Origin of the sequence: Variovorax paradoxus (genome assembly GCA_016806145.1) — a bacterium.
GTDB lineage: Bacteria > Pseudomonadota > Gammaproteobacteria > Burkholderiales > Burkholderiaceae_C > Variovorax.
Genome location: CP063166.1, coordinates 1,873,789 through 1,885,041, shown reverse-complemented (window position 1 = coordinate 1,885,041; position 11,253 = coordinate 1,873,789). Strand labels below are relative to the sequence as shown.

The window sequence follows — 11,253 nt, the reverse complement described above, 5'->3', positions numbered from 1 at the left end:
TCTGGTGCGTGCGGATCCGGACGATCCGCACGCCGGAAGTGTGGGAACGAGTGCGCGTGCGGATTTGATCGCGCTTGCGGTCGTCGGGGAAAAACGACGGAAATCCGTGGCTGCGACTCAGATCAGCATCACCATGATCGAGAACGACTGGACCTGTCCCATGCGCCGCCACGGCGGGGCGTGGTAGCGCTCCATCGCTGGCGCCTCGGCGAAATGCTCGCCGTGGCGCGCGGTCCAGACATTCGCGATCGCGCGATAGGCCGCGAACACCTTGCGGTACGGTGCTTCGAGCAGCAGCGTGGCACAGCGGCTGATCTGCATCGGCGGCAGACGCGCGAACGGCGCGGGCAATTCCTCGGGCAAGCCCGGGTCGGCGAAGCAGCAGTCGTAGCGGATCAGCCCCTGCGGCGTGATCAAGGGGTTGTCACGGATCAGCGCGTAGCACTCGAGCGTGTCGGGGTCGAGCCCCAGCCGCAGCCGCACCTCGTCGGCGAAGCGCGCCCAATAGCACTCCGCCTGGTCATAGCCGCCGTGGAAGCGCAGACCGACCAGCGGCCGGATCTCCCAGCGCTCGAGCCGCACGCGGTCGGCCATCGCCAGTTGCTCGGGCACCGGCGGCCGCACCGCCGCACGCGCGGCGGGCCGGTAGACGGTCGGGGCGACGCCGAACTGGCGCTGGAACGCGCGCGAGAACGCCGCGAGGCTGCCGTAGCCCGCCACGGTGCCGATCTCGAGCATCGAGAGTTCGCTGGCCGCGAGCCGGATCGCCGCGGCGTCGAGGCGCTGGCGCCGGATGAAGCCGCTCATGGCCTCCCCCATCACCTCGGCGAACAGGCGGTGGAAATGGAAAGGACTCAAACCATTGGCGCGCGCGAGTTCGGCCAGCTGGTGGTCGTGCGGAAGGTCCTGCTCGATGCGGCGCACGGCCTTGATCACGCGCGGCTCGGCCAGCAGCGTGGGCGGAAGATGGCGCCGCACATGCTGCACGCGCGGACCTGCCGGCGGCATCTCGTAGCGCAGGCGGGCCTCCTCCGATGTCGGATCGGCCGGAAGCATCCTGCGATCGGCACGAGGCGGCGGCTTGTCGTCGGCAGCGGAGTGGGTCATGCCCCTGTGTCCTTGCAACACTTACTAACAATTGATGGTATGCCAGACCACGCATTTGCGAACGGCACCCGTCGCTTCCGGGCAATGAAGCCATCTCTCATCACGATGACCATGGCGAAAAAATAAGGAGAAAATAGCCGACTCATCGCCAGATGCGATGCCCAAGCCCCCCATGAGCACGTCCGAACGCAACTTCGCCCGCCGCATCGACCTCACGTCGCTGCAGCTGTTCGTGGCCGTGTGCGAACTGGGCAGCATCGGCCGCGCCGCGGAGCGCGAATTCATCGCCGCCTCGGCGATCAGCAAGCGGCTGTCGGACCTCGAGGCCACGCTCGGCACCACCCTGCTCTACCGCCATGCGCGCGGCGTCGACCTGACGCCGGCCGGCGAGAGCCTGCTGCACCACGCCCGCTCGGTGCTCTACAGCCTCGAGAAGATGCAGGGCGAGCTCAGCGAGTACGCCGACGGCGTGCGCGGCCACGTGCGGGTGCACGCCAACATCTCGGCCATCGTGCAGTTCCTGCCGGAAGACCTGGGCGTGTTCACGCGCGCCCACGAGGCGATCAAGATCGACCTCGAGGAACACCTGAGCACCGAGGTGATCCGCGCGGTGCAGGAAGGCGCGGCCGACCTCGGCGTGTGCCACGTGGCCGGCGGCGCGGGCGAGTTGCAGAGCCTGCCCTACCGGCACGACCGCCTCGCGCTGATCGTGCCCGCGGGCCACGCGCTGGCCGACCAGGGTGCGATCGAGTTCATCGCCGCGCTCGACTACGACCACGTGGGCCTGCACACCAACAGCTCGATCTACGTGGCGATGCACGAGGCCGCGCTGCTCGCGGGCCGCAGCGTCAAGCTGCGCATCCACGTCACCGGCCTCGATGCGATGTGCCGGATGATCCAGAACGGCCTGGGCATCGGCGTGATGCCGCAGCGCGCCTTCGAGCTGATGCAGGACGGCATCGGCCGCGGGCTGGTCAGCGTGGCGCTGTCCGACGCCTGGGCCGCGCGCGAGATCCGGCTGGTGGCGCGCGATTTCTCCACGCTGCCGGTGGCGGCCCGCACGCTGGTGAACCACCTGCATGCAGCCGCCGCCGAGGCCGAAGCCGACCGGCTCGCGGCCTGAAACCCAAGACAATCCATTTCCCCACGAAAGAGAAGAGACCGACATGGCACGCACGCTCTACGACAAGATCTGGGACGAACACGTCGTCCACACCGAGGACGACGGTACCGCGATCCTCTACATCGACCGCCACCTGGTGCACGAGGTCACCAGCCCGCAGGCCTTCGAAGGGCTGCGCGAAGCCGACCGCAAGCTGTGGCGCATCAGCTCGGTGGTGGCCACGGCCGACCACAACACGCCGACCACCGGCTGGGAGCGCGGCTACGAAGGCATCGCCGACCCGACCAGCAAGGAACAGGTCACCACGCTCGACCACAACATCGCCGAGTTCGGCGCCGCCGCGTTCTTCCCGTTCCTGAGCAAGCGCCAGGGCATCGTGCACGTGATCGGCCCCGAGACCGGCGCCACGCTGCCGGGCATGACGGTGGTCTGCGGCGATTCGCACACCTCCACCCACGGCGCGTTCGGCGCGCTCGCGCACGGCATCGGCACCAGCGAGGTCGAGCACGTGATGGCCACGCAGACGCTGCTGGGCAAGAAGGCGAAGAACATGCTCGTGAAGGTCGAGGGCAAGCTGCCCCTGGGCTGCACGGCCAAGGACATCGTGCTGGCCATCATCGGCAAGATCGGCACCGCCGGCGGCACCGGCTACACGATCGAGTTCGCCGGCTCGGCCATCCGCGACCTCAGCATGGAAGGCCGCATGACGGTGTGCAACATGGCGATCGAGGCCGGCGCGCGCGCGGGCCTGGTGGCGGTCGACGAGAAGACCATCGCCTACATCAAGGGGCGCCCGATGGCGCCCAGCGGCGTCGAATGGGACCAGGCCGCGGCCTACTGGCGCACGCTGCAGTCCGACCCCGGCGCGAAGTTCGACACCGTGGTCGAGCTCGACGCGACGCAGATCAAGCCGCAGGTCACCTGGGGCACCTCGCCCGAGATGGTGGTGGCGATCGACGGCCGCGTGCCCGATCCCGACAAGGAAAAGGACAGCAGCAAGCGCGGCGCCATCGAGCGCGCGCTGGTCTACATGGGCCTGGAGCCGAACAAGCAGATGAACGACATCTTCATCGACAAGGTGTTCATCGGCTCGTGCACCAACAGCCGCATCGAGGACATGCGCGAGGCCGCGGCCGTGGTGAAGAAGCTCGGCCAGAAGGTCGCGAAGAACGTGAAGCTGGCGCTGGTGGTGCCCGGCTCGGGCGTGGTGAAGGAACAGGCCGAGCGCGAAGGGCTCGACCAGATCTTCAAGGCCGCGGGCTTCGAATGGCGCGAGCCCGGCTGCTCGATGTGCCTGGCGATGAACGCCGACCGGCTCGAGCCCGGCGAGCGCTGCGCCTCGACCAGCAACCGCAACTTCGAAGGCCGCCAGGGCGCGGGCGGCCGCACCCACCTCGTGAGCCCGGCCATGGCCGCCGCGGCCGCCGTGCACGGCCATTTCGTCGACGTGCGCACCTTCGCCTGACCAGGAGACAAGACATGCAGAAATTCACCGTGCACAAGGGTCTCGTGGCCCCGATGGACCGCGAGAACGTCGACACCGACGCGATCATTCCGAAGCAGTTCCTCAAGTCGATCAAGCGCACCGGCTTCGGCGTGAACCTGTTCGACGAATGGCGCTACCTCGACCCGGGCGAGCCCGGCCAGGACCCGGCCAGCCGCAAGCCGAACCCCGACTTCGTGCTGAACCAGCCGCGCTACGCGGGCGCCTCGGTGCTGCTGGCGCGCAAGAACTTCGGCTGCGGCTCGTCGCGCGAGCATGCGCCGTGGGCACTCGACCAGTACGGCTTTCGCGCCATCATCGCGCCGAGCTACGCCGACATCTTCTTCAACAACAGCTTCAAGAACGGCCTGCTGCCGATCGTGCTGCCCGAGGCGCAGGTGGCCCAGCTGTTCGACGAGACCTTCGCCTTCCCGGGCTACTCGCTGACCATCGACCTCGAGCGCCAGGTGGTGGTGAAGCCCGACGGCCAGGAGCTCGCCTTCGACGTGCAGGCCTTCCGCAAGTACTGCCTGATCAACGGCCTGGACGACATCGGCCTCACGCTGCGCCACAAGGACAAGATCAAGGCCTTCGAGGCCGAGCGGCTGGCGCAGAAGCCCTGGCTCGCGCACACGATGCTCGCCAACGCCTGAGCGTTTCCCGTTTCACTTCCTTCGACAACCACCCAATGAAAATCGCAGTTCTCCCTGGTGACGGCATCGGCACCGAAATCGTGGCGGAAGCCGTCAAGGTGCTCCAGGCGCTCGACCTGAAGTTCGAGCTGGAGACCGCCCTGGTCGGCGGCGCCGCCTACGAGGCCCACGGCCATCCGCTGCCCGAGTCGACGCTCAAGCTCGCCAAGGAGTCCGACGCGGTGCTGTTCGGCGCGGTGGGCGACTGGAAGTACGACAAGCTCGACCGGCCGCTTCGCCCCGAGCAGGCCATCCTGGGCCTGCGCAAGAACCTCGGCCTGTTCGCCAACTTCCGCCCGGCCATCTGCTACGAGCAGCTGGTGGACGCCTCGAGCCTCAAGCCCGAGCTGATCGCGGGCCTGGACATCCTCATCATCCGCGAGCTGACCGGCGACATCTACTTCGGCCAGCCGCGCGGCCGCCGCACCGCGGCCGACGGGCACTTCCCCGGCGCCGAGGAAGCCTTCGACACGATGCGCTACTCGCGCCCCGAGATCGAGCGCATCGCGCGCGTGGCCTTCGAGGCCGCCCGCAAGCGCAGCAAGCGCGTGACCAGCGTCGACAAGGCCAACGTGCTCGAGACCTTCCAGTTCTGGAAGGACGTGGTGACCGAAGTCGGCAAGGACTATCCGGACGTCGAGCTCGACCACATGTACGTCGACAACGCCGCGATGCAGCTCGTGAAGGCGCCCAAGAAGTTCGACGTGGTGGTCACCGGCAACATGTTCGGCGACATCCTCTCGGACGAGGCCGCGATGCTCACCGGCTCGATCGGCATGCTGCCCTCGGCCTCGCTCAATGCCAGCAACCAGGGCCTGTACGAGCCCAGCCACGGCAGCGCGCCCGACATTGCGGGCAAAGGGGTTGCCAATCCCCTCGCTACAATACTGTCCGCTGCCATGATGCTCCGTTTCTCCCTCAACCAAGCCGAAGCTGCCGACCGGATCGAGTCGGCGGTCAAGCATGTGCTGGCCTCGGGCCTGCGCACGGGGGACATCTGGTCGGAGGGCACCCGCAAGGTCGGCACCATCGAGATGGGCGACGCCGTGGTGGCGGCACTCTCGGCCTCGATCACCAAAAAGACGATTACCGGCTAACCGCAGCCCGCTTCGTCACGCCCACCCGGCTCCTGACGAGTCGGGCGCAAAGAGAAACCAGCGACTTTCTTTTTTCTTAAAGGGCACACTCAAATGGCGAACGCATCTCAACCTCTGGTCGGCCTCGTGGGCTGGCGCGGCATGGTCGGCTCGGTCCTGATGGACCGCATGCAGGCCGAAAACGACTTCGGCCTCATCGAGCCGGTCTTCTTCTCGACCTCCAACGCCGGCGGCAAGGCCCCGGCGATGGCCAAGAACGAAACCGCCCTCAAGGACGCGCACGACATCGAGGCCCTGAAGAAGTGCGACATCGTCATCACCTGCCAGGGTGGCGACTACACGACCGAGGTGTTCCCCAAGCTGCGCGCCGCCGGCTGGAACGGCCACTGGATCGACGCCGCCTCCACGCTGCGCATGAAGGACGACGCGGTCATCGTGCTCGACCCGGTCAACCTGCCCGTGATCCAGAACGCGCTCACCAACGGCGGCAAGAACTGGATCGGCGGCAACTGCACCGTGAGCTGCATGCTGATGGGCGTGGGCGCGCTCTATAAGGCCGGCCTGGTCGAGTGGATGACCAGCATGACCTACCAGGCCGCCTCGGGCGGCGGCGCGCAGCACATGCGCGAGCTGCTGACGCAGTTCGGCACGCTCAACGCCGAGGTCCGCTCGCTGCTCGACGACCCCAAGTCCGCCATCCTCGAGATCGACCGCAAGGTGCTGCACAAGCAGCAGAACCTGAGCGCGGCCGAGACCGCCAACTTCGGCGCGCCGCTGGGCGGCTCGCTGATCCCCTGGATCGACAAGGACCTGGGCGACGGCATGTCGAAGGAAGAGTGGAAGGGCGGCGCCGAGACCAACAAGATCCTCGGCCAGGGCGCGGGCTTCGGCACCGCGGCCGTGCCGGTCGACGGCTTCTGCGTGCGCATCGGCGCCATGCGCTGCCACAGCCAGGCGCTGACCTTCAAGCTCAAGAAGGACGTGCCCGTGGCCGACATCGAAGCCATGATCGCCGCCGACAACGCCTGGGTGAAGGTGGTGCCGAACACCCGCGAAGCCACGCTGCAGGACCTGACGCCCGTGGCCGTGACCGGCACCATGGGCATCCCGGTCGGCCGCATCCGCAAGCTGGCGATGGGCCCGGAGTACGTCGGCGCCTTCACCATCGGCGACCAGCTCCTCTGGGGCGCCGCCGAACCGCTGCGCCGCATGCTGCGCATCCTGCTGGAAGCCTGATGGGGGGAGTTCGCGCCCGTTGCCTACCCCCTTGTTGCCGAAAGGCGACAGAAGATGTGATCGTAAGTATGCGCGCACTGGGTAGAACGGGCGCATTGCCTTGTCAGTAGGGGGTGATGATGCTAACGTCCTCTTACAATTTCTGGGCCTGAGCCGCCCCCTATCAGCATGACAAGACATCTGTTGCCCGCGGCCCGCCCATCGGCCGCTCGCCCCTCCCTTCCCCTGAACGGCGTCCGTCTGTCCGTCCTGAGTGCGGCGGTGGCCGTGGCGATGGGTCTGGCCAGCACCGATGCCAGCGCGCTGGCGCTGGGTCCGCTCAAGGTGCAGTCGGCGCTGGGCGAGCCACTGCGGGCAGAGATCGACGTCACCGAGATCACGGCGGCCGAGGCCGAGAGCCTCAAGATCAACGTGGCGACCGCCGAAGCCTTCAAGACGGCCGGCGTGCCCTACAACCCGGCACTGAGCGACGTGCGTGCCACGCTGCAGCGCCGCGCCGGTGGCCAGTACGTGGTGCGCCTCAACGGCAATCGTCCGCTCAACGATCCCTTCATCGACCTGCTGCTCGAGGCCAACGGCAGCACCGGCCGCATCGTGCGCGACTACACCGTGCTGCTCGATCCGCCGGCCGCGCGTCCCGCGGCCGATGCCGGCACGCCGATCGCCCCCGTGTCGCCGCGCGTCGCGGCGCCCGTCGAACGCTCCGCCCCGGTCGTCGCGCGCACGCGCCGCGCACCGGCCACCGCGCCCGCACCTGTCACCGCTGCTCCGGCGCCGTCCGCGGCCACCTCCGCGGCACCTGCGGCGCCCACCGCCCCCGCCGCGTCCTCGCCCCGCCCCGCGGGCAGCGGCGAACAGGTCACGGTGCAGCGCGGCGACACCGCCGGCAAGATCGCGGCGGCCAACAAGCCAGCCGACATCTCGCTCGACCAGATGCTGGTCGCGCTGCTGATGGCCAACCCCGATGCCTTCATCGGCGGCAACGTCAACCGCATCCGGGCCGGCGCCGTGCTCGACCTGCCGAGCGCCGCCGAGGCCGGCGCCGTGCCGGCCGCGGAAGCCCGCCGCACGGTCACGGCCCAAAGCCGCGACTTCGGCGCCTACCGCCAGCGGCTGGCCGAGAACGCCCCGACCTCGAACGTGGCCGCCGCGAGCCGCCGCGCCGGCGGCCGGGTACAGGCCAATGTCGAGGACCGCAACGCCACGGCCACCGCGCCCGACAAGCTCACCATCTCGCAAGGCGGCGCCACCGCGCGCGCCGCCGAGGAAAAGGTCGCGCAAACCCGGCAGGCGCAGGATCGCAGCAACCGCGTCGCCGAACTGTCGAAGAACATCGAGGAGCTCAACAAGCTCAAGGCCGCCGGCGGCTCGACCGCCGCGGCGCCGTCGGCAGCGCCCACGGCCGCACCGGCTGCCGCTCCCGCTGCCCCCGCCGCGACGCCTGGCATCCCGGTGCCGGTCGCCGGCCCGGCCGCCACCGTGGCGCCCGCGGCCCGAGCCCCGCACCCGCCGCAGCACCTGCGCCGGCACCCGCCGCGGCAGCCACGCCGCCGGTCACGCCGGCACCGGCCGCAACGGCGCCCGCCGCCGAAGCCGCGCCAGCCACTGCGCCTGCCCCTGCCGCCGCGGCCGCCACCCCCGCCGAAGGCGCTGCAGCCACCGGTGCTCCCACCCCGAGCCCCGCCGCCAGCGCCGCGGCGACCGCGCCCAAGCCAGCCCCCAAGAAGGTCGTGGCACCGCCACCTCCGCCGCCCGAGCGCAGCTTCCTCGACGAACTGCTCGACAACCCGCTGATGCTGGGCGGCATCGCGCTGATCGCGCTGCTGATCGGCTTCCTGCTCTACCGCGTGCTGGGCCGCCGGCGCGAGGAAATGAGCGAGAGCGTGTTCCTCGAGAGCCGCATTCCCAAGGACTCCTTCTTCGGCGCCAGCGGTGGCGAATCGGTCGACACCAAGAACCGCGGCGACTCCACCGTCTCGTCGCTGTCGTACTCGCCGAGCCAGCTCGACGCCGGCGACGTCGACCCGGTGGCCGAGGCCGACGTCTACCTGGCCTATGGCCGCGACCTGCAGGCCGAGGAAATCCTGCGCGAAGCGCTGCGCGTGAACCCCGACCGCACCGCGATCCACCTGAAACTGCTCGAGATCCACGCCAAGCGCCGCGACCTGCGCGCCTACGAGGGCCTGGCCACCGAGGTGCACAAGCTGACCGGCGGCAACGGCGCCGACTGGACCCGCGTGGTCGACATGGGCAAGGAACTCGATCCGGGCAACCCGCTGTACGAATCGGGCACGCCGCGCAGTGCCACGCCCGCCGAGAGCGCCGCCCTGGCCACCGCGCTGGCGGCCGCATCGGCCCGCCCGCCGGCCGCCGCCAAGCCCGCGCCAGCCCCGGCCCCGGTGTCGGCCGCTCCGGCCTTCGTGCCCTCGGTGGCACCGCTCGATTTCGACCTGGACCTGAGCCAGCCGCCCGCACCGCCGCCGCTCGCACCGGTCGGCGCCAGCCTGCCGAAGTCGGCCTACGCGCCCGCCCCGGCCGCGCAACCGACGACACCGCCGTCGGCCAGCGTCGGCGCGCAACCGACGGTCGATCTCGAGAACGATTTCGACACCGCCCCCGGCGCGCTGCAGCTCGACACCCTGCCCGGCTCGCTCAACGACGCCGACAACACCCGCCCGGCCGTGCTGCGCGGCGGTGCCGGCCTGCCCGCCGACTCGGGCTTCATCGAGTTCGACATGAGCGCCCTGGCCGGCCTGCCGGCCCGCGCGGGCAACGGCACCGACCATGCCGCGCCGTCGGCCTCGGCCGATGAAGACGACGAGAGCCCGCATGCCGTCAAGCTGTCGCTGGCGCGCGAGCTGCAGGCCATCGGCGACGTCGAAGGCGCGCGCTCGCTGGTCGAGGAAGTCGAAGCCGAAAGCGCCGGCGAACTCAAGTCGCAGGCCCGGCAACTGCTCGCCGAGCTGCGCTGAGCGCGCGGCGCCGGCCTCCTGCATCTGGTTTCGTGAGGCTGGCGCTCGGCATCCGCTACAACGGCCAGGCCTACGAGGGCTGGCAGAGCCAGTCCTCGGGCCGCACGGTGCAGGACAAGCTCGAGAAGGCCCTGTCCCAGTTCGCCGCGCAGCGCATCTCCACGCTGTGCGCCGGTCGCACCGACACCGGCGTGCATGCGCTGATGCAGGTGATCCACTTCGACACCGAGGTGCAGCGCGAACCCTTCTCCTGGATGCGCGGCACCAACCGCTACCTGCCCGACGACATCGCGGTGCAGTGGGCGCACCCGGTGCCGGCCGAATTCCACTGCCGCGCCAGCGCCCTCGCGCGGCGCTACGTCTACGTGCTCTCGCAATCGCCGGTGCGTCCCAGCCTCGATGCGGGCCGGGTCGGCTGGTCGATGAACCTGCTCGATGGCGACGCGATGCGCGCCGCGGCCGCGCTGCTGATCGGCGAACACGATTTCAGCTCGTTCCGCGCCTCGGCCTGCCAGGCGCGCTCGCCGGTCAAGAACCTGCGGCGCATCGAGATCACGCGCCACGGCGAGGGCGAGCGCTGCCGCTGGCACTTCGAGTTCGAGGCCGATGCCTTCCTGCACCACATGATCCGCAACCTCATGGGCTGCCTGGTGCGCGTGGGCCGGGGCGCCGAGTCGCCCGCGTGGATCAGCGAGGTGCTCGCGGCACGCAGCCGCGACGCGGCGGCACCGACCTTCTCGCCCGACGGGCTGTACTTCCTCGGCCCGTTGTACGACGCCAAGTGGGGTCTGCCGGCCGAGGCCACCTTCGAGGCCGACCGCGCGGCCTATGATGGCCCGCCATGAGCCTTCTCCCGCCGCGCACCCGCATCAAGATCTGCGGCCTCACGCGCGAAGCCGACCTCGATGCCGCCGTGGAAGCCGGCGCCGATGCCGTCGGCTTCGTGCTCTACCCGAAGAGCCCGCGCGCCATCGCGCCCGAACGCGCGGCCGTGCTGGCCGCGCGCCTGCCGCCCTTCGTCACGCCGGTGCTGCTGTTCGTCGATGCGCAACCCGCCGAGGCCATCGCCGCCCTGGCCCGGGTGCCGGGTGCCATCGCCCAGTTCCATGGCGATGAAACGCCCGCCGACTGCCTCGCGGCGAGCGGAAACGGCCGCTTCCGCTTCATGCGCGCGGCCCGCATTCCCCTCGGCGAGGCCGGCGCCCGCTTCGACCTCGTAAAATACGCATCCGATTTCTCAAACGCCCAGGCCATCCTGCTCGACGCCCATGTCGACGGTTATGGCGGTGGCGGCAAGGCATTCGATTGGTCACTTCTTCCACCCGCCGTCGACGCTCACCTCGTCTTGAGTGGTGGACTCACACCTGCAAACGTGGGCGATGGCATTCGCACGCTGCGGACACGCTGCAAGACGCTGTCCGTTGATGTGAGCTCGGGCGTCGAGATCGACGGTCCCGGGAACAAGGGCCTGAAGGACGCCGGCAAGATCCGGCAATTCGTCGCCGCCGTGAGAGCGGCCGACGCCTCGTCCTTCTCCAGTTAG

General features: G+C 69.6%; 8 protein-coding genes and 1 pseudogene. 8 read left to right on the top strand and 1 reads right to left on the bottom strand.

The features are described 5' to 3' along the window. Positions 1 to 117: 117 nt before the first annotated feature. Positions 118 to 1,107, bottom strand: coding sequence for an AraC family transcriptional regulator (locus tag INQ48_08600; GenBank protein QRF59270.1), 990 nt, complete (start codon positions 1,105 to 1,107; stop codon positions 118 to 120). A gap of 172 nt (positions 1,108 to 1,279) precedes the next feature. Here INQ48_08600 and INQ48_08595 point away from each other — a divergent pair, with 172 nt between their 5' ends. The 8 genes and pseudogenes from INQ48_08595 to INQ48_08560 all read left to right on the top strand — a co-directional run bounded on the left by INQ48_08595 (position 1,280) and on the right by INQ48_08560 (position 11,253). Further along, on the top strand, positions 1,280 to 2,230 hold the full coding sequence (locus INQ48_08595; GenBank protein ID QRF59269.1) for a LysR family transcriptional regulator: 951 nt from the start codon (positions 1,280 to 1,282) through the stop codon (positions 2,228 to 2,230). Positions 2,231 to 2,273: 43 nt separating this feature from the next. Beyond that, positions 2,274 to 3,695: a 3-isopropylmalate dehydratase large subunit gene (leuC, locus tag INQ48_08590; protein QRF59268.1), complete on the top strand. Its 1,422-nt coding sequence runs from the start codon at positions 2,274 to 2,276 to the stop codon at positions 3,693 to 3,695. 14 nt (positions 3,696 to 3,709) lie between these two features. After that, positions 3,710 to 4,366: a 3-isopropylmalate dehydratase small subunit gene (leuD, locus tag INQ48_08585; protein ID QRF59267.1), complete on the top strand. Its 657-nt coding sequence runs from the start codon at positions 3,710 to 3,712 to the stop codon at positions 4,364 to 4,366. Positions 4,367 to 4,401: 35 nt separating this feature from the next. After that, positions 4,402 to 5,502, top strand: coding sequence for a 3-isopropylmalate dehydrogenase (leuB, locus tag INQ48_08580; GenBank protein QRF59266.1), 1,101 nt, complete (start codon positions 4,402 to 4,404; stop codon positions 5,500 to 5,502). A 93-nt stretch (positions 5,503 to 5,595) separates the two neighbouring features. Beyond that, positions 5,596 to 6,738: an aspartate-semialdehyde dehydrogenase gene (gene asd, locus INQ48_08575; GenBank protein ID QRF59265.1), complete on the top strand. Its 1,143-nt coding sequence runs from the start codon at positions 5,596 to 5,598 to the stop codon at positions 6,736 to 6,738. 168 nt (positions 6,739 to 6,906) lie between these two features. Next, a pseudogene (locus INQ48_08570) lies at positions 6,907 to 9,710 on the top strand (hypothetical protein). Positions 9,711 to 9,742: 32 nt separating this feature from the next. After that, positions 9,743 to 10,555, top strand: coding sequence for a tRNA pseudouridine(38-40) synthase TruA (gene truA, locus INQ48_08565; protein QRF59264.1), 813 nt, complete (start codon positions 9,743 to 9,745; stop codon positions 10,553 to 10,555). Beyond that, positions 10,552 to 11,253 (top strand): phosphoribosylanthranilate isomerase, encoded by a 702-nt coding sequence (locus INQ48_08560; GenBank protein QRF59263.1) that lies wholly within the window; start codon positions 10,552 to 10,554, stop codon positions 11,251 to 11,253. The genes truA and INQ48_08560 overlap by 4 nt, the downstream gene beginning before the upstream one ends.

Excerpts from the sequence above, each read along its gene's own strand:
- INQ48_08600 (QRF59270.1), bottom strand. The coding sequence starts at position 1,107 with ATGACCCACTCCGCTGCCGACGACAAGCCGCCGCCTCGTGCCGATCGC.
- INQ48_08595 (QRF59269.1), top strand. The coding sequence starts at position 1,280 with ATGAGCACGTCCGAACGCAACTTCGCCCGCCGCATCGACCTCACGTCG.
- leuC (QRF59268.1), top strand. The coding sequence starts at position 2,274 with ATGGCACGCACGCTCTACGACAAGATCTGGGACGAACACGTCGTCCAC.
- leuD (QRF59267.1), top strand. The coding sequence starts at position 3,710 with ATGCAGAAATTCACCGTGCACAAGGGTCTCGTGGCCCCGATGGACCGC.
- leuB (QRF59266.1), top strand. The coding sequence starts at position 4,402 with ATGAAAATCGCAGTTCTCCCTGGTGACGGCATCGGCACCGAAATCGTG.
- asd (QRF59265.1), top strand. The coding sequence starts at position 5,596 with ATGGCGAACGCATCTCAACCTCTGGTCGGCCTCGTGGGCTGGCGCGGC.
- INQ48_08560 (QRF59263.1), top strand. The coding sequence starts at position 10,552 with ATGAGCCTTCTCCCGCCGCGCACCCGCATCAAGATCTGCGGCCTCACG.